Source organism: Pseudomonas sp. DR208, assembly GCF_019823005.1.
Classification (GTDB): domain Bacteria; phylum Pseudomonadota; class Gammaproteobacteria; order Pseudomonadales; family Pseudomonadaceae; genus Aquipseudomonas; species Aquipseudomonas extremorientalis.
In genome coordinates this window covers 3,059,013-3,080,775 of record NZ_CP081944.1, presented here as the reverse complement: position 1 = coordinate 3,080,775, position 21,763 = coordinate 3,059,013, and the positions used below count along the sequence as shown (strand labels likewise).

Below are 21,763 nucleotides of genomic sequence, written 5' to 3'. Positions count from 1 at the left end.
GTTACAAGGGCGTCCGAGACGGCTCTGCCAGCGAAGATTGGAAAGCGTGCAACGTCGCCCTGCGCTCCTGGCCCAGCATCCAGGCGAACCCCGAATACACCACCAGCAGACACGCCAGCACGCAGGCTGCGGCCCAGGTAGCCGAGACAATGCGTATCCGTGCCTGAGAGGTCACGCCGGCGCCGGATACAAGGGTTAACGGCGGCTGATCACCGCGCACATGCCTGATCTGGCGATACACCGCGTCGTGTACAGTTTCGAGCTGCGCCCTTCCCCGCTCCATGACACGGTATTGGCCTTCGAACCCCAGGGACAGGCACAGGTACATCAATTCCAGCAGGGCCACATGCTTGACGGGGTCACGGGACAAACGCTCAAGCAGCTGGAAAAATTTTTCACCGCCAAAAGTTTCGTTGTGGAAACGGCTGAGCAGGCTGGTCTTCGACCAGTCGCTACGGCCGCCCCACGGCGTAGTGACCACGGCTTCATCAATGACACTGCACAGTACGTAACGCGCCGACATCACCTGACTGTTCTCGGCCCCCAGATACAAGGCATAGGCCTCGAACGCGTTGATGCCCGAGGAAAACTCCTCATTGAGTGCCGGCAGGCTTTCCCGGCCGGGGCTGGCCTTGAGTTGGACCACTTGCAGCAAGAGTTCCCAGGCCGCGGTCAACAGCACGTTGGGGCCACTCTTGAAGTGCCGTATGCCTTGCATCTGGGCGCAATAGATCATGCGGTCTTCCAGTTGCTCGAAGCGTGGCGGCGACGGGAAGTCCGTAACGGCTGCGTGCGCCGGTCCGAGACCCTCACGGTCAAGCAACACGGTTCTTTCGTCTTGCGGGTATTCACTGTCCATAGTCATGACGTCAGTTCCTGATAGCCCAGAAGTTGAGTTCCAGCTCGGCAAACTCGCCGCTGGCGTGGAAGGCGAAACCACCTGATTGCTCCAACTGCGCAATGTCACGGAGGCTGAGTTCGAGCATGAAATAGGTCTTGCCGGCGTGAAACGGGATCTGCCGCGGCGCTACCGGCAACGGCTTGACCTTGATCCCGGCCAGCTGCAGGTTGACCAGTTCGCGGATACGCTCCACCGGTCCGATCTTGAGATGGGCCGGCAGTCGATGACGTAGTTCCTCCGTATCGCACTGGGCAGTGGCCGCCAGGATGAAGGTGGCCGTACCGAGTAACTTGAGGTCGCTCACCGGGCATACCAGCACCCCGTACTGCCGTGGTTGCAGCGTCAACTCGACCGCCTGCTGTTCCAACACCAGCGACAGCGCCGCACGAAGGCCTTCCATCAATCCACGAAAGCTCGCGCCCTGATCGCCATGCCGGTATTGCGCCGGAAATTGCGCCCGTTTGCTGTCGTTGGAAAAGGTGCACAGCTCACCGAAAATCGACAGCAACTCCCGATACACCACCTCCGGCCGCACCTGGGTCTGGCTCAGGTAGTGACGCAATCTCAATTCCGCACGATTGATCAACTGCAGCATCAAAAAGTCGCCGACCTGTGCGCTGGCGCTAGCGCCGTTTCCCTGGATGCGCGCTGCAATCGCATCGCCACGGGTCGCCAGCAGGCTGGTGACTTCGTTGATGCAAGACGCCACATACCCCGAGCCCTGAAGGTAGATAAACGTTGGTACAAAATCCGCATCCAGCCTCACGCCGCCGTCCTGGGTCGAATCCACCACCCGGGCAACCTGGAGTTTAACGTAGAACGCGTCACCGGGCGGCTCGCCCAGCATCAGGCGCAAGTCCGGGCGCGCGCATTTGATCTGGCAACGGGAGTCGACCCCGGCAGTGGAGTCACCGATTTCTGTATCACAGGCAACATAGCGCGCCAGGACATCGCGTTGCTCCTTCGAACGCACCTCAACCTGATTGTCAGTCGCCAGCGGCAGCGCCAGGTACACAGCCTGTCTGCCTGCATTGGCAGGCACCTGCAACATCAGCGGTTCCAGGGTGCCGCTCAGCTCGAACAGGCTGCCGTCCGGTAGCACTCCGGTGGCCTGGTTCACCACAATCTTGCCCAGGTTCAGGTACTGCACATCGACTTCCAGGCTCAGGAAACCCCACGCATCACTGCTCAGCAGCCGGGTGTGGTTGAGTTGCCGATGGTAGTAGCGGTCGCTGTGCTGCAAGTGTTGGGGCCTCAGCAGCATGCCCTCTTGCCAGATAACGTTGTGGATCTGCATCTCAGTCCTCCGTCCTGTCAGGTTGAGGTGCCGCCATCCGGATACCCGTCTGGTCCAGCACGATGTCGGCACGGGTCAACTGTCCGGGAGCCAAAGGCAGCACCCATCGCCATTGCACATGGGGCAAGTCACGATAGGCCGCCAGCACGCCGACATAGCGACTGCGCGGCTCGACACTCAGCTTGAGCGCCAGCCGTTCGCCGGGACGCAGTTCCAGTTCCTCGCCGCTGACCCAATCCTTGGGCAGTGCCTGCTCGGCCCGGCCGTAGAGGCTGAAGAAATCGGCGTTTTCAAAGGCCACCGGATGCCGCAGCTCCAGCAATTGCACCACCACTGGCGAGGGGCGGCCGTGAAGGTCGGGATTGACCTCGTCGCTGGCCGTCAGAGTCAGGTCCAGCTTGGTCAGGGTGGAATAAGGTGAAAGGGTGCTGCATCCCGCCAGCCCCCCCAGCAGTAGCAGCGTGAATGAAACCGCGATCCGAGACCGGCCAATCATCCTGCGTACCCCGCGTGAAGGGTGGAGACCAGGCGTACCTGCTCCTCGTAGGCTTTGCAAAAATCATGACGCAGCACCTGCTCATCCAGGGGCTCGTCCTCAGTCAGTCGCCGATAATGACGTTGGTAGGCCCGCCAATGGGCGCCATCGCTGAAGAACCTGGGTGACTTGCCGTCACGTTCGAAGCGCAGCAGCAAGGGCCCAGGCGCAAAGGCCGCCAATGCACCGCGTATGGCAGCCCGACAGGCCACGACCAGAGCCAGTTGATGAACCTGCAAGTCTCGGTACGCCTGATCGACCGCTTGCTCGGCAGAGAACTGACAGGATTCATCGGCGCCGAGCAAAAACGCCAGGGCGGCATGGTTGTCGGCACAGTCTTTCAACGGGTTGCGGGTATTGAGCAGCGGAACCGCCAGTAAGCCGTGGACCTCACTGTTGAGTTCATCGCGGGTTCGCACGCTTTGCTGCAACCCTGCGAGGGTTTGCCTGAACAGGCCCGCCACCTTGATCGCCAGGGCTTCGCGCCCCGGCGTATCAAGCGCGTCCACCTGCATGCCCAATGCGTGGGCGAACTGCGCCCAGAATGCTTCCGAGGTTGCAGGTGGTGGTGTGACAGGTGACACGACGTCTCTGGCCGGCTCAGCCCATTGCGGCACGACCAGGTGATCGTGCTCCACCGTGCCCTGACGCAAGGTTTCGAAAGGTGCCTGTGGCGTTGTGCCCAACGCGTCCAGCTCTGCCGAGGAATTGCCGAGCCGTACCTCGCGATCCAATGCGTCGACAGGATCCAGCCCCAGGAACGCGTCGTCTGGAATCGTGTCTTGCCGAGCAAAACCCTGCCCTGCCTGCAACACCAGGCGGGCACGGATATCCAGCAACCCCAGTTGGTACACATCGCCGTCACTGATGAGCCGTGCCTGTCCTTTGCACAGGCGCTCCATACTGCCCGACACACCGATACCGTTGCTGCTGATATCCGTCAGGAAATAGCGGCCCTCTCTAAAACTGACCAGAGCGTGGTGACTGGAAATCAGACGGTTGGCATCCGGGAGCACCCAGTCACAACCCGACCCACGTCCGATCACGCCACCGACACCGTCAAATGTCTTGCGCTCAGGCGGCTCCCCGTTTGCGGTGCTACAGAGTTCAAACATCAATTGCATGACAGCAGCCCCCTGTTCAGTGCCCACGACGAGTCGCGTGGGGGTCACCCAACGGACGGTAGTCGGCGTCATCAAAGACATAATTGGCGTTACAGCCACTCAACAAACACAGCGCAAGCACCAGGGCTTGCCACGGATGAAAAGGCATCAGGTATCTCCCATGAAAATAAGCGGCCCGCACGTTCCCTGCTCAACACTCCTCGCGGGCGTCCCCCACGGGGATTTTCAAGCGCGCCAGGCGGTAAAGCAGCGTGCGCCGCGCAACGCCCAACTCACGAGCGGTACGGGTGCGATTGCCACGGTTCTTGTGCAGGCAATCGATCAGGAATACCCGCTCTACCCGCTCCAGGCGTTGGCGCAGCGTCGCATCGACTGCCCCGGTGGCAGCCGGCACCGGCAAGGACAGGTGTGCCGGCAGGATCACACCGTCGTCACAGAGCAGCACCGCACGTTCCACCAGGCACTTGAGTTCGCGGACATTGCCGGGGAAGGCGTGACCCGAGAGTTGATCAAGGGCTGCACTCGACCATTGCACCGGCACACGCCCGAGGTCAGCAGAGGCTTGATGCGCGAACTCCCGCGCCAACAGCAACACATCGCCGTCACGCTCACGCAGGGGCGGCAGTTCGATGGGAAACTGCGCAAGCCGGTAGTAAAGGTCCTCGCGAAAACTGCCTTGGGCGACCATGGTGGCGAGGTCACGGTGGGTGGCGGCGATGATGCGTACATCCACCTTGTGGGCCGTACTGGCGCCCAACGGACGCACTTCGCCCTCCTGCAAGACCCGCAGCAATTTAGCCTGCAGCGACAGCGGCATATCACCGATTTCGTCGAGGAGCAGCGTGCCGCCGTCCGCGCTGTCAAACAGCCCGGCGTGGTTACGCTCGGCCCCTGTGAAAGCACCTTTGCGGTAACCGAACAGCTCACTCTCCAGCAGCCCTTCGGGAAACGCCGCACAGTTTTGCACCACAAATGCTTTGCTCCTGCGCGGCCCCGCAGAATGGATCGCCCGCGCCACGACCTCCTTGCCTGTACCGGTCTCGCCACGCAGTAACACGGTGTAGGGGGTATGCAGGACCTTGCCGATCAAACGATACGTCTCGTCCATAGCCATGCTGCTGCCGATCAACCCGTACGCTGAACGTGGCGCCGGCATGTAAGCCTGGGGCTGGGCAACACATCCAGTGGCACACTGACACTGCAGTAAAGCGCGCTGCATCAAGGCAAGGCTGCCCAACTGGCTCAAGGCGGCGGTGTAGCCCTGCAGGTTTTTCCGATGCTGGCTGGCACACAGCAGTACCCCCTTGATGCCCTTGCCTCGGTCAAACAACGGCACACATGACAACGCTTGCCAGGGGGCCCCCATGACCGGCAGGAAACCGTACTCGTACATGCTGCCTGAGTGTTCTTCCAGGCTAAGGGCAGTTTGCTGGTTGAGCACGTAGTGCAGCACCTGTTCATGCTGGAAATCCTTGGTACAGGCCGGATCGCCAGGGCAAGGCATGCCTTGCAAATGCTGGGCGATCAGCTCAAGCCGGCCAGTGGATTCGTTGCGCCAGTACCATTGGCTGAGGTCACACTCGCTCAGTCGCGCCGCTGCGGCGACACACAAACCGGGGAGAGTGGCTGCGTCGTCCGCGCTGCCCAGGCGGATGAACCCGTCAAGCAGCGCATCGGCACAGACCGCCGAACGGGGCAGCAGGGTGAGCAGCCGATCCTCCCTCATTGGCTGAACTCACAGGTTGGAACGCCGTTAGCCGCCAGCCGGGCATGGACCTGTGACACAGGCTCACCTCGGGCCATGGCTTGCAACCGCCGATCGACCACCTGCGGCAACAAATGCAGCTCGATCCATTGATCGACGTAACGCGCGCCACTGTCATCGTGGGCGCACCGCTCGGCCATGTGTTCAACCAGCTCCGACGTGTAACTGAATGCCAGACTGCGCAGACTCAAGCGTTGCCCCAGGCGTTCGAGCTTGAGCCTTGCCAGGTCATGCAGGACGTCACCCGTGACCGGGTAATACGGCACGACACGCATCCTGGCCAATAACGCGGCTTTGAAGTGGTCCCGCAATTGCGGCAGGATCGCCTCATGCAGCGTTCGCACGTCAGGTCGTCCGCCACCTGCGCACAATTGCCCGATGCGCTCACTGCCCAGGTTGGACGTCATCAGGATCAGCGTGTTGCGAAAGTCGATTTCCCGCCCTTCTCCATCATTGGCCAGGCCCTTGTCGAAAATCTGGTAGAACAGGTTCAACACTTCTGGGTCGGCCTTCTCGACCTCATCGAGCAGCACTACCGAATACGGGCGTTGGCGCACAGCTTCCGTCAACACGCCACCCTCGCCAAAACCGACATAACCGGGCGGTGCGCCAATCAACCGAGACAGGGAATGTTTTTCCTGGAACTCCGACATGTTGAGGGTGGTGACGAAGCGCTCACCGCCATACAGCAGGTCGCCAATGGCCAGCGCCGTCTCAGTCTTGCCCACGCCACTGGGGCCGACCAGCAGGAATACGCCGACCGGCGCATCAGCCTTGTTGAGCCCCGCAGCAACGGCACGCAGGTTGCGGTCCAGGGCCTGCACCGCTTGCTCCTGGCCGAGAATGCGCAGGCGCAGCGCATCGGCAAAACCCAGTACCTGTTCACTGTGCTCAAGTGCCAGTTGTTCAACCGGGATCCCCGTCCATGCACTGATGACCTGAGCCACCAGGCGGGGGCACACCTGCTGCGTGGTTTGCTGCTGTGCAAGCCAGCGTTGCTCGAGGTCCAGGCGCTCGCCGTCCAGCGCCTCCATCCGCAGGTTCAGCGCGTGCAAGGTCTGTTCGTCCACGGGAAAGCCTTCGTCCCGGTCTCGGCTCAATGCCTGACGCTGCCGCGCCCCCGCCGCCTGTTCTGCATAAAGGTGTTGCAACGCCTCAGGCGCGGTCTCCCGGCGAGTGCTCAAACGAGCGCAAGCGGTATCCAGCACATCTACCGCCTTGTCGGGCAACTGACGCCCGGCCAAGTAACGGGCGCTCATCTGCGCCGCCGCGACCACCGCATCGTCGCGCACGTAAACACCATGACTGCGCTCATACACCGGGACTAATCCGCGCAGGATCGAGATCGCTTGCTCGACGCTGGGTTCTCCGACCCGAACAGGCTGGAAACGCCGCGCCAATGCCGGGTCTTTTTCAAAGTATTTCTTGTATTCCGTCCAGGTCGTTGCAGCGATGGTGCGCAACTCGCCGCGAGCCAGCGCCGGCTTGAGCAGATTGGCGGCATCGGGCGCACCCGCCTGCCCACCCGCCCCCACCAGCGTGTGCGCTTCATCGATAAACAGGATCACCGGTTTCACCGCGGCGTTGACCTCATCGATCACACCCTTCAGGCGTCGCTCGAACTCGCCTTTGATACTGGCACCGGCCTGGAGCAGGCCCATGTCCAAGGTCAGTAGCCGCACCTCCCTGAGAGACTCGTGCACCTGTGCAGTGGCCACACGCAACGCGAGGCCTTCGACAACGGCTGTCTTGCCCACTCCGGCTTCACCGACCAGGATTGGGTTGTTCTTGCGTCGACGCATGAGTATGTCGATCAACTGGCCGATCTCAACGTCACGACATAACACCGGGTCAATACGCCCTTCATGGGCCTGGCGTGTCAGGTCGTGAGTGAAGCGCTCCAGCATTGATTCGCCCTGCGGCGCAGGGTCTGTACGAGGCGCCTGATCCGACACGAACGCCTGCACACGCTGTGCATCCAGCCGGCTCAGAAAAACCTGATAGGCGCTGCCCGCGTGCTGCCGCGGATGGCGCAAGAGCGCCAGCAACAGGGCGCCGTGATCGATTTCAATGTGTCGCAGTTCCAAATGAGCAACCATCGAAGCCTGTTGCAGCCATTGCACCAGTGCCTGGGCAAACACCGGATTGCGTGACGCACTGGCCTCCCCCTTGGGTTGCAGCGTGGCTTGCAGTTCTGCGGTTTCAATACCGGCATCCTTCAGCGCCCGCACCAGCAGGCCATCGCGATGCTCGAGCAGGGTCAACAGCAGGTCTTCCACCAGCACTTCACTGCCGCCGCGCATGACGCAGCGCTCGGCGGAACGCTCCAGGTCTCTGCGGGTCTGGGGGGTCAATGCCTGGATAAGTTGTTGCAGGTCCACAGTCATCATCCTGATTCATCCCTAATAAGCGTTGCCTGGCACAATGACCACACCGTCGGCGCATTCATGCGCCAGCCAACTGGTCCAGCCGAGGCGGCAGACGTTGTGTTCGCCGATGTGCAGCGGCCGGATCTCTTCCTTGGCCATGACCAGACGCACGTCATAGTCCAAAGGGTCCCGCGCCGTCAGGCGCACCAACGAACACAGCAGCGGGTAGTCCGCGCCGGTCGGCAAAAAACCATGGAATCGGTCCCACCCCACCCCCTGCAGATGCACCCTGAACTTGCCGTTGCGATCAGCCACCTGGCTGCCCAGCACCTGGTCATGGCCAAGGGTGCTGTTGGCGGCGCCAAGCCGATTTCGCTGTGATTCGGCGATGATCACGCTGCGCAGGACCCATTGCTCGACGAACAAACGGCGGTGTTTGAAGTAGTAACGCAGCACCGTCTCGATCAAGGCCGCAGAATGCACCCGCAGGCTGAGCAACCCCAGGTAGGGCAACAGTCGCTTGCCGTTCAGTTGCGTGGCGCTGCGGACCTGCGGCCCTCTTAACCCGATCAACGCAAACATCTGCTCGGAGAAGGCATCACGGGCGCCTGCCTGGAAACACACCCGATAGCGATATTTGCGCCAGATCGGCAGCATCAGCCGTTGCAGACGGTGATGGAACACGTCGAGGAAGTCCCGGGTTGCATGGGCACCCAATTCATCGGCGCACGCCTGCTCAGCGTAAAACGCTGGCAATGGCGAACCCGCACCACACAGGCCCAGTACGTTAAGACGCAAACGCGCACGCAACTGGCCGTGCTCGATAAAAAACGCCACCCGGTCGATATCGTGACCGGGAAAACCCAGGCCCGGGTTGGCCTGGAACTCAAGCAAGTCGTACAGCGTGTCGTCATCCAGCAACGGATGGGCATCGCGCAGACGCTTGATGACCCGCAGGACCGCCTGAAACAGCGAGTACTCACGGATGACCCGGGTCAGTTGTGTCAAAGCGGGGGCTGCTGGCCCATCCGTGGTGACCATAGGTACACGTCTCCTTGTGTGCTGATGACTCTAAGTTCGTGGTAAGCGTTGAGGCTGGCGTACAGCGCGAAGAATTCGTTGAGCACCGAGGCGAACACAAACACCTCGCCCTCCCCCAGGAAGCCCTGGGGATCGATGGTCAAGTCGATGCGTAACCCTCGAATCGGCAAGCCGTGGAGCAATTGGTCGACTGCTGTGTGGCTGACCGAGCGCATCGCGCCCAATCGCCGCTCGCTGACCTTCTGCGCCTGGCGATCGTGGTAGCGCGGCAAATCGTAGGTTTCGAGGATCACTTTCAAGGCATGGATGTCGGTCAGCGACAGGTAGTTGAGCGACATGTTGCTGATCAGCCGCCAGAGAAAGTCCTGGTCCAGAGGCGGAGTAAAACTGGCTGTCGGTGCGCAGATATTCCGAAACGACAGCCCTTGCGGCGTCTGCTCGCAAGGCTGGTTGATGTCGCCGATCTGCAACTGTCGAGGCAGGTTGTGATTGGTGCACGTCAGCTCGATCGACAGTGTCTGCTGATCCAGCTCCAGACCGCTGCCCAACCCGAGCCAGGTATCCAGCCCGGTGTGCTGCGCCGATGGCCGCTGGCGAATGCTGTAACTCGCCGGTCCCTGGGAACGCGCGGTATCCCCCTCATGCTCGAAGGATTCAAAGGGCACGTAGGCCTGATACCCCAGCCCTCCGGGGTGCCAACCCGTGACGCTGTCTACGGAAAATACACTGGCGTTACCACGTGAGTACTCACCAGGGATCAGCAGGTATTCGTCCTGTTTTCCGTCCAGGCGGATAGGTACCGCGTCATGCTTGAACAGGTTGACGATGGGGGTGCAGTACAGCTTCACGTTATCCAGAGTGGGCTGCCCGGGTTCTCGCCATGGCCTGCCCAATCGGAAGCGCATCACTACGCCGCACACCTGCTTGAGCAGTTCGCCAGGTAATCGGTGCAGTACTCCCAACCCTCCCACGTCGACAAACAGGTACTTGTCGGGAAAGGCAAAGTACTCCTGCAGATGGCGATAGCCGCCAAAAGTATTCGCTGGATACGGAATCAGTGCCTGCTCCTCGCTGAACCCTACCGGCTGAACCTGATCGGCCTCCAGACGCAGCGATATCGCCTGCCCATCCTCCCCACTGACCGGAAAGCCATCCCGACCGAAAGGCAGCAACTCGATACCCTCCAGATGACGCAACAGACTCAGGTACAACGCCTGGCTGATGTAGCGATCCCCCGCCAGATGCAGACGTAGCTGATCGACGTTCCACTCACTGAAGTTGCCTTCTGCACTCATCTCCAGCCGCAGGCTCAAACTGCCCCGCTCAGCCTGGGCGCTGTAGTCCAGCGCACTCAGTTGCAACGGTAGAACCTGAGTGGCGTAGCAGGTACGAAAGCGGCATCGTTCGTCATTGACTGCGACACTTTCAACCGGTGTATCGCGCGCGACCCACACACCAGGGCCTGAGTGTTTCAGCGGATCGAACTGCAGGATGCTGAACGCCGGCAATGGACGCATGTAGTTGGGCCAGAGCAACTGCATCAGCGAATGCGTCAGCTCTGGAAGCTCGTCATCCAGTTTCTGACGCAAGCGCCCGGTGAGAAACGCAAAGCCTTCCAGTAACCGCTCTACGTCCGGGTCCTGACCCGCCTCCGCAAGAAAGGGAGCAAGCGCCGGATTGCGCTCGGAGAAACGTCGACCGAGCTGTCGCAGTGCACTGAGTTCGCTCTGGTAGTAACGGTTAAAGGTCATCAGGCATGACCTCTACCCGGCCGGAATCAGAGAGCCGCGCGGTAAACACCACCGGTTGAGCGACACCCTTGACCACCAGGGTGGCTTCGATAGCGAACGCAAGCGCCAGCGGGTCATGATCCCGTGGCAACATCATCACTTTTACCTGCTTCAAGCGCGGCTCGTACGCTCGGATAAAGCGCTCGATCAACAGACGTGACTGACTCAGTGATTCATGCAGGCTCTGATTCATATCATTGAGGTCGGGCATACCGTAGTCCGGCAATGTCTGAACGCTGCCGGCACGGATACTGAGCATTTTCCCCAGGTGGTTCGCGACAGATGTCACGCTACTGGCGGGGGTTGCCGCCGGACGCTCGAGGCGCTCGAACAGGCTTCGATAACCGTGCACTTCCTGGTCCTTGCTCATTCTTTGTCGAGCTTGCCGACGAGGGATAGCGTGAAATCAGCGCCCATGTACTTGAAATGCGGTCGCACACTCAGGTTGACGCGGTACCAACCGGGCTCACCCTCGACATCACTGACGACGATGCGTGCCGCCCGCAAGGGACGTCGCCCACGGACTTCAGCGCTGGGGTTTTCCTGGTCGGCCACGTACTGGCGAATCCATTTATTGAGTTCGAGCTCCAGGTCGGTGCGCTCCTTCCATGAACCCAATTGCTCACGCTGAAGGACCTTGAGGTAATGGGCCAGGCGATTGACCACCATCATGTATGGCAACTGGGTGCCCAGGCGGTAATTCAGCTCGGCTTCCTTGCCCTCGGGGCTGAGCCCGAAGTGTTTCGGCTTTTGCACCGAGCTGGCGGAAAAAAACGCCGCGTTGTCACTGCCCTTGCGCATCGTCAAGGCGATGAAGCCTTCTTGCGCCAGTTCGTATTCACGACGGTCGGACACCAGTACTTCGGTGGGGATCTTGGTTTCGATTTCCCCCATGCTCTGGAAGTGATGCAACGGCAAGTCTTCCACCGCTCCACCGCTTTGCGGGCCAATGATGTTCGGGCACCAGCGGAACCGCGCGAAACTGTCAGTCAGGCGCGTGGCGAAGGCGTAGGACGTGTTGCCCCACAGGTAGTGCTCGTGACTGTTGACCACGTTTTCCTGGTAGGCAAAGGTCTTGACTGGACACTCAAGCGGATCATAGGGCGTGCGCAGCAGGAATCGCGGCACGGTCAAGCCGATGTAGCGCGCATCTTCGCTTTGGCGAAAGCTCTGCCATTTGGCAAATTGCGGGCCTTCGAAGTGATCCTTCAGGTCCTTGAGGTCGGGTAAACCGGTGAAACTTTCCAAGCCGAAGAACGCCGGCCCGGCGGCTGCGATAAATGGCGCATGGGCCATGCAGGCCACACTGGCGGCGTACTGCATCAGCTTTACATCAGGGGCGCTGGGGGACAGGAAGTAGTTGGCGATAATTGCGCCCACCGGCTGGCCACCAAACTGCCCGTATTCCGCACTGTAGATGTGCTTGTACAACCCGGACTGGGTCACTTCCGGCGAGTCTTCGAAATCTTCCAGCAGGTCTTGCCGGGAGACGTTCAGCAGTTCGATCTTGATGTTCTCGCGAAAGTTGGTGCGATCGACCAGCAGTTGCAACCCCTTCCAGGACGCTTCCAGCGCCTGGAAGTCGGGATGGTGCAGTATCTCGTCCATCTGCAGGCTGAGCTTGGTGTCGATCTCGGCGATCATCCGGTCGACGAGGCGTTTCTTGACGGGCTCGCCACGGTTCTGGGGCTTGATCAACTCTTCGATGAACGCCGATACACCGCGCTTGGCAATGTCATAGGCGTCGTCGTCGGCGCTCAGCAATGTCTGGGCAACGATGTTATCGAGGATGCTGTGCTGATCAGCAGGTTGTGCCGGCAGCGAATGCGGTTGTGTCGTCATGGGGTCAGTGTCCTTTTACTGGAAAATGTCAGGCGTCGGGGCTGTCCAGCCCTAGTTCCGCCAGTACCCGTGCCCGGGACTCGTCGTCGGCCAGGGCTTGCTCGATAGCCTTGCGAAAGCTCGGGGTGTTGCCCAATGGCCCCTTCAACGCCACGAGTGCCTCACGTAGGGCCATCAGCTTGTGCAACTCGGGTACCTGCTCCACCAGGTTGGCAGGGTTGAAATCCTTCATGCCGTTGATGCGTACCTGAATGGCCAACTCGTCGACGCCCGCCTCCTCCTGCAAACGGTTGGGCACGCTCAACGTCAAGCTCAATGCCTGCTTGGCCAACACGTCATCCAGGGTGTTCTTGTCGATTGCGATGGGCTTGCGATCTTCGAGCTTGCGCACATCCTCACGCTGGGTGAAATCGCCCAGCACCAACAGTTTCAATGGCAGCTCGACTTCTTCCTGCGCCCCGCCGATGGCAGGTTTGAACGTGATGTTGATACGTTCCTTGGGGGCTACCGAACCTTCTTTGGCCATGGTGTCTCTCCTTTTTCAAGTGGCTCGAAAGCCTATTCAAGTACCGCTTCCAGATCGAAGAGGCACAGCCTGCGATGGGTGTCTTCCTTGCGTTCGCGCACGGCATGGTTTTGTGGCAGCAGGTCGCAACAGCGGTGCAGGAGCTGCGTCACTTCCAGGGCCAGCTCCGGCTCCCAGCGCTCCAGGCCCATGCGTTGCAGTTCATGGTCAAGCTGTTCGAGCTGGATCTTCGCCAGCTCATGCTTGCCCGCCTGTATGCACAGACGCGCTTGGGCGAGCCGCCAATGAAAACGTGCGCGATCACTGCGCGCGGCCTGCATGCCTTGCTTGAGTTCTCGAATGGCAGACTTGAGTCCGTCCTGACGCAGCCGCGGTGTCAACGCCTGCAACGCGGTTGCCCAGGGCTCGGCGTTCGCATCGATCACTGCTGCGGGTAATTCGGACCTGTGCAGGTGACGGACAACCTGCTGGGAGATCCAGTCGCGAGTGGCTGCGTCGGCAAAGGGTACGCCGTCGTGAAAGCGAAACTCCGGCAGGTCCGGCAAGCGTTGCAGCAACAGCGCGAAGGTCACTTCCAGCTCGGTCATGGCCAGGTCGGCCTGCAGGACCACCAGGCATTCCCAGAGCATGCGCAGACCATCGAACCAGAACATCGCCCCGGCAAGACTGGCCTCAAGTTCAAGCACCAGGTCTGCGTGATGGCCTTGTGCAAAGCGCTCCTGATAACGTTTGAGCTTGTCGGGAGCGGGCCCGCGCAACGCGGTCACCTGCTCGTTATCGGCATTCGGGTAGCTGGCAAGTGCCAGCCATGCCAGTGTCCGACTCAAACGCAACGCACGCAGGTCGGTGGCGCTCTGGCGCAGCCACCAGGCACAGAGTGGGCGGGCCTGCTCCTGCAAGGTACGGAGCACCTTGTGGGCGTCCTTTTCGCTCTCCACCGCCGCTTCGGACTTGCGCAATTGGCTGGCGGCCTGCTTGACTTGCTCGATAACTCCGCTCAATCCCGCCACCGGGGTATCGTCCTGCACTGCCCGCTCCAATCGCTGCGCCAATTGCCTGCGAACAGGCAACAGCAGCGGCGCATCATCCCCGAGGTGCTCGGCCCAAAGCTCATCCAGATGCACCAGGTGCTCCAGCAAGGCGCGGAACAAAGGCTGCTGGTTCTGGAGCGCCAGGCCCTGCGTGAACAGCGGCTCGAGTCGCAACACCAGCCATCCGAATGCGGCACCGCGGGTGCGCGGTTTTTCCGGGTAGAGCACCGACCACTGATGCTCACAGAGGTAGCGCAACAACCCGAGCCCCGCCAGCAGCCCCGGGTAGGATTCACGCTGGTGCAATGCCCAGGTCAGCCACACAGCCACCCGCAGATCCTTGGACTGATGGCGCAGCAGGTTCTCGCTGGTTTCCAGCACCTTGTGCCAGTCGGGCTGGCTGCCGGCATGAATCGAGTGTGCCTTTGCCAGCTCGGACTCCAGCACTTCATATTCACTCGAAAAGCGCATATCGCTGCCCGCAAAACTTGTTTGCGTACAGGGTGATCGCGCAACTTCCAGATAATAATCATACCGATCATCCGAACAAACCATTTGCCACCACACACAACTAAAAACCCACAAAAAAACCAACTAACCACGCAAGTACTGCGTGACAGCCAGCGATCTTTAGTTCGCAATTTCCTGCGAATTCCTCGAACCTTAGTCATGCCCAAAACATTCAGCAAGCGATGGAACTGCACTTAGTCCTTTTCCTACAAACCCAGTTACCACAGGGTGCGCGCAGGATTTTGCGCACCTATCACTGCATAGCCAATCAGCTAATCGTCAAACTTCAGCATTCATCAACAGTTCAATATGAGCAACTAAATGCGCACCCATGCGCAATCGAATACGCGCAATTAAGCCCAGTAGCAGCCTATCGCGCTGGATATTCGACCTTATACAACAGCATCACCCTGATTTCATTGGCGCCTGCACTTTCAGGCACGTTTCTTGTTATAGGCATTTGCCCAGCCGAAAAAACTTATCGGTTGGAACGAACTCATCAATCAGACAAGGAACCCCGTCATGCCAACACCCGCGTATCTCTCCATTACCGGTGTAAAACAAGGTTTGATCACGGCAGGCACGTTTACCCAGGACTCGGTAGGTAACATTTACCAGGAAGGCCATGAAGACCAGATTCTGGTCCAGGCTTTTTCTCATCAGGTGATCATTCCCCGCGACCCACAGTCAGGCCAGCCAACAGGTCAGCGCGTCCATAAACCCCTGATGATCAGCAAAGTGTTCGATAAGTCCTCGCCCTTGCTCTTCAGTGCATTGACCAGCGGCGAAGAGGTCAAGTGCCGGCTGGAGTGGCTGCGCACTTCGTCGGCCGGCACCCAGGAGCATTACTTCACCATCGAACTGGAGGGGGCGACCATCGTGGATATCCAGTCACGCATGCCCAACTGCCAGGACCCCGACAACGCCCATTTCACTCACCTGGAAGATGTGTATTTCACCTATCGCAAGATCGTGTGGACCCACGAAGTGTCCGGTACTTCGGGGTCGGATGACTGGCGCAGCCCGGTTGCAGGTTAAACCGGCTTGACACAGGCACGGCGCCAGGGAAGGCGCCATGCCTGTACGGCAACTACACCATCGCCAAAGGATGCTTGCGTTTCGGTGCGCCGAATACCCGATCGATCGCGTCCAGGTCGTGCTCATCCAACACCAGCTTGGCTGCGGCTGCGTTGAGTCGCACGTGCTCGGGTGTAACGGCCTTGGGGATGGCGATCACACCGTCCTGGCGCAACACCCAGGCCAGGGAAACCTGGGCGGGTGTGACCTCGTGGCGGCGGGCGATCTGCTTGAGGGTGGGGCTGGACAACAGTTCGCCGCCCTGGGCGATCGGGCAGTACGCCATCAAGGGCAAGTGGTGCTGTTGCCACCAGGGCAGCAGGTCGAATTCGATGCCGCGTTCTTCAATGTTGTACAACACCTGGTTGGTGGCGCAGGCCGGGGAGGCAAGTTCCTGCAAGTCGGCCACGTCGAAGTTGGAAACGCCCCAGCGTCCGATCTTGCCGGCTTCGCGCAGGCGTTCGAAGGCTTCGACCGTTTCTTCCAGCGGGTACTGGCCGCGCCAGTGCAGCAGATACAGATCAATGTAGTCGGTGCCCAGGCGCTGTAGGCTGGCCTCACAGGCACGGGGCACGCCCTTGTGGCTGGCGTTGTGCGGGTAGACCTTGCTCACCAGGAACACCTGGTCGCGGCGGCCACGAATGGCCTCGCCGACGACCGTTTCAGCACCGCCCTCCCCATACATTTCAGCGGTATCGATGAGGGTCATGCCTTCGTCGATGCCCAGTTGCAACGCCGCCACTTCCGCGCGGTGCTGGTCGGGATTTTCGCCCATGCGCCAGGTGCCCTGGCCGATGACAGGGACGGGAACGCCCGCCAGATCAATGGTACGCATGACAACCTCCTGATGAGTTCGCGGATTAACAGTGTGGCATTGGTCGGACAAAAGGGTTCAATCGAAGTATGGTTAGCCTCTGCCAAGTCGCCAGGAAGTCTCTGCAATGCTGTTTGTCGTCATGCTCGGGGGTAAGCACCCGCGGGCGAAAATTGAAGTTCACGATGTGGTGTTTGCCGTGGCGGACACGCTGGAAGCAGCCTACCCGCAACTGCGTGCCGACTGGTTCGGCAGCCCCAAGGGCATGCATATCGACTCGTGGATGGCGGTGGATGGCGTCGACGGCTGGAAAGTCGAACTCAGCCCCCTGGCCCCTGCCGCCGGCGCACATCACCTGTACTTCATCAACCTGGGCGGTTACGAAGCCAACAGCTTTGGCGAGGCCCACCACTACCTCCTGGTGGCCGCCCGCAATAAGCAGGAGGCCACGAACAAGGGCAAGCAACAGATGCTGCGTCACTGGTCCCAGGCCCACACCGATGGGGTACTGGACATCGACGACTGCCTGCCCATCGACCTGGTGGACGGTCGTTATATCCACCTGGTGCAGGGACCGCACCGACCGGTCATCCAGCAGAACGACTACATCGTCCTGACCTGAACCCTACCTGACAGTGCATGCGCAACTCATCGAATGGCTCCCCGTGGCGGCGCCATGGCCTGTACCTGAGCCACTCGGTTAATCGAGTGGAACTTTGCCAGGAAATAACCGCCTGAATCCGGTAGGCTCACCTTTTTTATTCAAGGAGTTACTTCCCATGGCCAAAGCCACCGCCCGTCACATCCTCGTTTCCACTGAAGACAAGTGCAACGAACTCAAGGCCCAAATCGAAGGCGGCGCCGATTTCGCAGAAGTCGCCAAAGCCAACTCCAGCTGCCCATCCAGCCGCCAAGGTGGTGACCTGGGTTCGTTCGGTCCAGGCCAGATGGTCAAGGAATTCGACACCGTCGTGTTCAGCGCCCCGGTCAACACCGTGCAAGGCCCGGTAAAGACCCAGTTCGGCTATCACCTGCTCGAAGTCACCAGCCGCCAGGACTGATCCCGTCTGTGCTGATGCAATAAACAACGGCCCGCCTTTTGGTGGGCCGTTGTGCATGTGATGACTGGCGACGCTCATGCCGTTAGCGTACAAATCCCTTTCCTTCTTCATACGGCGTTCAAGGCTGACAATGCGATTGGCTTTTTCTTACTTCTTGAGCTCGTCCCTGGCACTGCTGCTGACCAGCACTGCCGTGATCGCGGCGCCTCAACCGTACCTGACGGTGTATGGCGAACCGGCCAAGTACCCTGCCGGCTTTACCCATTTCGACTACGCCAACCCTGACGCCCCCAAGGGTGGCAGCCTGCGCCGCTCGGCCATCGAGATCGGACGCTTCGACCATGTATTGCCATATATCGACAAAGGCATCGGCGTGTCCCAGGTTGACGGCTGGCTCTACGCGCCCCTGGCCCAGCGTTCCCTGGACGAGCCCTACACGGTCTACGGCCTGGTCGCCGAAAAAATGGAGCGCGCCGACGACGGCCTGTCGCTACGCTTTTTCCTCAACCCCAAGGCGCGCTTTGCCGATGGCAAGCCGATCACCGCCGAAGACGTGCGCTACAGCTTCGACCTACTGATGACCCAGGGCAGCCTGCGGTTTCGCACCCTGTTCGCCGACGTCAAGCACGTCGAAGTCGAAGGCGAGCGCCAGGTACGTTTCGATTTCTCCAGCAATGAAAACCGTACCCTGCCCCTGGACATCGCTACCCTGCCTGTCTTCCCCGAGCACTGGTGGAAGACCCGCGACTTTGCCAACGGCGGTGGCTATGAAGCCCCCCTGGGCAGCGGTCCGTACAAAGTCAGCAAGATCGACTCCGGCAGTACCATCACCTTTACCCGTGATCCGAACTGGTGGGGCAAGGACTTGCCTGTCAGCCGTGGCCTGTACAACTTCGATCACCTGAGCCTGGAGTATTTCGGCGACACCGAAGTGGCCCGCCAGGTATTGCGCGGCGGCGCCTACGATTTCAACCGTGAGTTTTCCGCCACCGGGTATTCCATCGGCTACAACGGCCCGGCCCTGGATGACGGGCGCCTGCAACGTGCGCACCTGGCCAAGGAAATGCCGCAACCGGCCCAGGGTTATGTGTTCAACGTGCAAAAACCGATATTCAAGGACCGCCGCGTGCGCCAGGCCCTGGCAATGCTGTGGGATTTTGAATGGGCCAACCGGCAGATGATGCGCAATATGTACATCCGCCAGCAGAGTTACTTCTCCAACAGCCCGCTGGCCGCCAGCCAGCCGCCAACAAAAGAAGAGCTAGCGATTCTTGAACCCTTGCGTGGCCAGGTCCCCGACGAAGTGTTCAGCCAAGTGTTCAAGGCACCGGTCACCGATGGTAGCGGCATGATCCGCGACAAGCAGTTGCAAGCCCTGGGCCTGTTGGAAGAAGCAGGCTGGAAGCCAGAGGGTGACAAATTGGTAAACGCCGAAGGCGAACCGCTGGAATTCACGTTCCTTAACACTCAGAACGGCCTCGAACGTCTGTTGTTACCGTACAAACGTAACCTCGCGCAGATCGGTATTACCCTCAATATCCGCCGTATCGACTCCTCGCAATATGTGAATCGGATCATGGCCAGGGATTACGACATGATCGTCATTGGTTTCCCCGTCACCACGTCACCGGGCATGGAGCTGTACAACTATTTCGGCTCGGCCGCCGCCTACGATCCAGGCGCCAACAACTACGCCGTACTCAAGGACCCCGCCGTCGACAGCCTGATCAAGGGCCTGGTCAAGGCCGACACCCAGGCGCAGATGCTCACTTACGCCCACGCGCTGGACCGGGTGCTGCAATGGAACTACCTGTGGATCCCCAATTACTACCCGCCCGGCACCTCCGCAGCATGGTGGAACCGTTTCGGCCGCCCGGCCATCGAGGCAAAGAACGACGAAGCACTGGAAACCTGGTGGGAAATCAGCCCCACGCCCCTGACGAATGAGCAAATGAATGCAGAGCTGAAAAAACGCGGAGGTGCGCACTGATGTTGGCCTATATCGTGCGGCGCCTGCTGCTGATCATCCCGACGCTGGTGATCATCCTGCTGGTGAATTTCGTGATCGTGCAGGCCGCCCCCGGCGGCCCGGTGGAACAAGCCATCGCCCATCTGCAAGGGATCGGCGGCGGCGGCGTCGGCGGTTCCTCCGGTGAAGGCATCAGCAGCGGCTCCCGCGCCAGCCGTGGCCTGGACCCGAAGCTGATCGCTGACATCGAGAAACAGTATGGCTTCGACAAACCCGCGCCGGAACGCCTGTGGCTGATGCTCAAGAGCTATGCCCAGATGGACTTCGGCAACAGCTTCTTTCGCGGCAAGACGGTGATCGAGCTGATCCTGGAAAAAATGCCCGTGACCATCTCCCTCGGCCTGTGGGCCACGTTGATCACCTACCTGGTGTCGATTCCCCTGGGGATTCGCAAGGCGGTGCGCCACGGCAGTAGCTTCGACGTGTGGAGCAGCACCGCGATTGTCATCGGCTATGCGATGCCGGCATTCCTGTTCGCGATGTTCCTGATCGTAGTGTTTGCCGGTGGCACATCGTTGAACTGGTTTCCGGTGCGCGGTCTGGTGTCGGAAAACTTCGAAGAGCTGAGCACCGTGGGCAAGGTCGCCGATTACTTCTGGCATCTGGTATTGCCGGTCACCTCGCTGGTGATCGGCGGGTTTGCCACGCTGACCATCCTCACCAAGAACTCGTTCCTCAATGAAATCACGCGCCAGTACGTGGTGACCGCCCGCGCCAAGGGCTTGAGCGAACGACGCGTGCTCTACGGGCATGTTTTCCGCAATGCGATGTTGCTGGTGATCTCCGGAATTCCCCAGGCCTTTATTGCCGTGTTCTTTGCCGGTTCGCTGCTGATCGAGGTGATTTTCTCCCTCGACGGCCTGGGCCGCATGAGCTACGAGGCGGCTGTGTCCCGGGACTACCCTGTGGTATTCGGTTCGCTGTTCATCTTCACCTTGTTCGGTCTTTTGATAAAACTCATCGGTGACCTCTGCTACACCCTGGTGGACCCGCGTATCGACTTCGCGGCGAGGAACGCTTGATGCTTAACCTGTCTCCCGTGGCCCGTCGGCGTTTCGAGCGCTTCAAGAAAAACCGCCGCGGCTGGTGGTCGCTGTGGCTGTTTATCGGCCTGTTTATCCTGACCCTGGGCGGCGAGTTGATCGCCAATGACAAACCCTTAGTGCTGAGTTTCAAGAACGAGCTGTATTTTCCGGTGTTCAAGCGCTACACCGAGCAACAGTTCGGCGGCCAGTTGCCGTTCCAGGCTGACTATCGCAGTGACTACGTGCAAAAGCTGATCGAGCAGGACGGCGGCTGGATGCTGTTCCCGCCGATTCCGTTCAGCGACGACACGCCCAACTACGAGCTGACCCGCCCTGCCCCCAGCCCGCCTTCGACGGTGAACTGGCTGGGCACCGATGACCAGTCGCGGGATGTACTGGCGCGGGTGATCTTTGGCGCCCGGGTATCGATCCTGTTTGCGCTGGCGCTCACCGCGATCAGCGCAGCCATCGGCATTGCCGCCGGCGCATTGCAGGGCTATTACGGCGGTTGGGTGGACCTGATCGGCCAGCGCGTGCTGGAGGTGTGGTCCGGATTGCCGGTGCTGTACCTGCTGATCATCCTGTCGGGTTTTGTGGAGCCGAATTTCTGGTGGCTGCTGGGGATCATGGCGCTGTTTTCCTGGCTGGCCCTGGTGGATGTGGTGCGCGCCGAGTTCCTGCGCGGGCGCAACCTGGAATACGTCAAGGCCGCACGGGCGCTGGGCCTGGGCGATGGCAAAATCATCCGGCGGCATATCCTGCCCAACGCCATGACGGCGACCTTGAGTTACCTGCCGTTCATCCTGACCGGTGCGATTTCGACGCTGAGCGCGCTGGACTTTCTCGGTTTCGGCATGCCGGCAGGCAGCGCGTCCCTGGGTGAGCTGATCGCCCAGGGCAAGCAGAACCTGCAAGCGCCGTGGCTGGGCCTGACAGCGTTTTTCACCCTGGCGCTGATCCTGTCGCTGCTGGTCTTTATCGGCGAGGCATTGCGTGATGCCTTCGACCCACGCTCATGAGTGACTG

General features: G+C 60.3%; 20 protein-coding genes. 6 read left to right on the top strand and 14 right to left on the bottom strand.

Going from position 1 to position 21,763, the window contains the following annotated elements:
- Window position 1 precedes the first annotated feature (1 nt).
- The 13 genes from icmH to tssA are packed head-to-tail and all read right to left on the bottom strand — an operon-like array spanning window position 2 to window position 14,776.
- The gene (gene icmH / locus K5K89_RS14090; RefSeq protein ID WP_071487980.1) at window positions 2–865 is read right to left on the bottom strand and encodes a type IVB secretion system protein IcmH/DotU; all 864 of its coding nucleotides are present in this window, start codon (window positions 863–865) and stop codon (window positions 2–4) included.
- Between the two features lie 4 nt (window positions 866–869).
- Complete coding sequence (tssK, locus tag K5K89_RS14085; protein ID WP_222541652.1) at window positions 870–2,198, bottom strand: type VI secretion system baseplate subunit TssK; 1,329 nt, start codon at window positions 2,196–2,198, stop codon at window positions 870–872.
- Window position 2,199: 1 nt separating this feature from the next.
- Window positions 2,200–2,694 carry a type VI secretion system lipoprotein TssJ gene (tssJ, locus tag K5K89_RS14080; RefSeq protein ID WP_222541651.1) on the bottom strand — a complete coding sequence of 165 codons (495 nt, stop codon included), beginning with the start codon at window positions 2,692–2,694 and terminating at the stop codon, window positions 2,200–2,202.
- Window positions 2,691–3,857 (bottom strand): type VI secretion system-associated FHA domain protein TagH, encoded by a 1,167-nt coding sequence (tagH, locus tag K5K89_RS14075; protein ID WP_222541650.1) that lies wholly within the window; start codon window positions 3,855–3,857, stop codon window positions 2,691–2,693. Before tagH ends, tssJ begins: the two co-directional genes overlap by 4 nt.
- Before the next feature lie 16 nt (window positions 3,858–3,873).
- On the bottom strand, window positions 3,874–4,005 hold the full coding sequence (locus K5K89_RS14070; RefSeq protein ID WP_081049244.1) for a type VI secretion protein: 132 nt from the start codon (window positions 4,003–4,005) through the stop codon (window positions 3,874–3,876).
- 42 nt (window positions 4,006–4,047) lie between these two features.
- Window positions 4,048–5,583 carry a sigma-54 interaction domain-containing protein gene (locus tag K5K89_RS14065; protein ID WP_222541649.1) on the bottom strand — a complete coding sequence of 512 codons (1,536 nt, stop codon included), beginning with the start codon at window positions 5,581–5,583 and terminating at the stop codon, window positions 4,048–4,050.
- Window positions 5,580–8,012: an AAA family ATPase gene (locus K5K89_RS14060; protein WP_222541648.1), complete on the bottom strand. Its 2,433-nt coding sequence runs from the start codon at window positions 8,010–8,012 to the stop codon at window positions 5,580–5,582. The genes K5K89_RS14065 and K5K89_RS14060 overlap by 4 nt, the downstream gene beginning before the upstream one ends.
- Before the next feature lie 12 nt (window positions 8,013–8,024).
- The gene (tssG, locus tag K5K89_RS14055) at window positions 8,025–9,032 is read right to left on the bottom strand and encodes a type VI secretion system baseplate subunit TssG (RefSeq protein ID WP_222541647.1); all 1,008 of its coding nucleotides are present in this window, start codon (window positions 9,030–9,032) and stop codon (window positions 8,025–8,027) included.
- Complete coding sequence (tssF, locus tag K5K89_RS14050; RefSeq protein ID WP_222541646.1) at window positions 8,996–10,783, bottom strand: type VI secretion system baseplate subunit TssF; 1,788 nt, start codon at window positions 10,781–10,783, stop codon at window positions 8,996–8,998. The genes tssG and tssF overlap by 37 nt, the downstream gene beginning before the upstream one ends.
- A complete protein-coding gene (gene tssE / locus K5K89_RS14045) occupies window positions 10,773–11,192 on the bottom strand; it encodes a type VI secretion system baseplate subunit TssE (RefSeq protein ID WP_409996323.1) in 420 nt (139 codons plus the stop codon). The genes tssF and tssE overlap by 11 nt, the downstream gene beginning before the upstream one ends.
- On the bottom strand, window positions 11,189–12,664 hold the full coding sequence (tssC, locus tag K5K89_RS14040) for a type VI secretion system contractile sheath large subunit (RefSeq protein WP_071487989.1): 1,476 nt from the start codon (window positions 12,662–12,664) through the stop codon (window positions 11,189–11,191). Before tssC ends, tssE begins: the two co-directional genes overlap by 4 nt.
- A gap of 28 nt (window positions 12,665–12,692) precedes the next feature.
- Window positions 12,693–13,190, bottom strand: a complete 498-nt coding sequence (tssB, locus tag K5K89_RS14035; protein WP_092244306.1) for a type VI secretion system contractile sheath small subunit — start codon at window positions 13,188–13,190, stop codon at window positions 12,693–12,695.
- Window positions 13,191–13,222: 32 nt separating this feature from the next.
- Window positions 13,223–14,776 (bottom strand): type VI secretion system protein TssA, encoded by a 1,554-nt coding sequence (gene tssA, locus K5K89_RS14030; RefSeq protein ID WP_222541645.1) that lies wholly within the window; start codon window positions 14,774–14,776, stop codon window positions 13,223–13,225.
- Window positions 14,777–15,253: 477 nt separating this feature from the next.
- Between tssA and K5K89_RS14025 the strand changes: the two genes are divergently transcribed.
- Entirely contained in the window at window positions 15,254–15,769 is a 516-nt protein-coding gene (locus tag K5K89_RS14025; RefSeq protein ID WP_025858362.1) for an Hcp family type VI secretion system effector, read from the top strand.
- Between the two features lie 52 nt (window positions 15,770–15,821).
- Here K5K89_RS14025 and K5K89_RS14020 read toward each other — a convergent pair whose 3' ends face one another.
- Window positions 15,822–16,643, bottom strand: a complete 822-nt coding sequence (locus K5K89_RS14020; RefSeq protein ID WP_102592766.1) for an aldo/keto reductase — start codon at window positions 16,641–16,643, stop codon at window positions 15,822–15,824.
- Between the two features lie 106 nt (window positions 16,644–16,749).
- Between K5K89_RS14020 and K5K89_RS14015 the strand changes: the two genes are divergently transcribed.
- The 5 genes from K5K89_RS14015 to K5K89_RS13995 all read left to right on the top strand — a co-directional run bounded on the left by K5K89_RS14015 (window position 16,750) and on the right by K5K89_RS13995 (window position 21,756).
- Window positions 16,750–17,244 carry a DUF1543 domain-containing protein gene (locus K5K89_RS14015; RefSeq protein ID WP_071487993.1) on the top strand — a complete coding sequence of 165 codons (495 nt, stop codon included), beginning with the start codon at window positions 16,750–16,752 and terminating at the stop codon, window positions 17,242–17,244.
- 157 nt (window positions 17,245–17,401) lie between these two features.
- Entirely contained in the window at window positions 17,402–17,683 is a 282-nt protein-coding gene (locus K5K89_RS14010) for a peptidylprolyl isomerase (RefSeq protein WP_003174386.1), read from the top strand.
- A gap of 130 nt (window positions 17,684–17,813) precedes the next feature.
- The gene (locus K5K89_RS14005) at window positions 17,814–19,673 is read left to right on the top strand and encodes an extracellular solute-binding protein (RefSeq protein ID WP_071487994.1); all 1,860 of its coding nucleotides are present in this window, start codon (window positions 17,814–17,816) and stop codon (window positions 19,671–19,673) included.
- Complete coding sequence (locus K5K89_RS14000; RefSeq protein ID WP_222541644.1) at window positions 19,673–20,734, top strand: microcin C ABC transporter permease YejB; 1,062 nt, start codon at window positions 19,673–19,675, stop codon at window positions 20,732–20,734. The genes K5K89_RS14005 and K5K89_RS14000 overlap by 1 nt, the downstream gene beginning before the upstream one ends.
- Window positions 20,734–21,756 (top strand): ABC transporter permease, encoded by a 1,023-nt coding sequence (locus tag K5K89_RS13995; protein ID WP_071487996.1) that lies wholly within the window; start codon window positions 20,734–20,736, stop codon window positions 21,754–21,756. Before K5K89_RS14000 ends, K5K89_RS13995 begins: the two co-directional genes overlap by 1 nt.
- The last annotated feature ends 7 nt before the right edge of the window (window positions 21,757–21,763 follow it).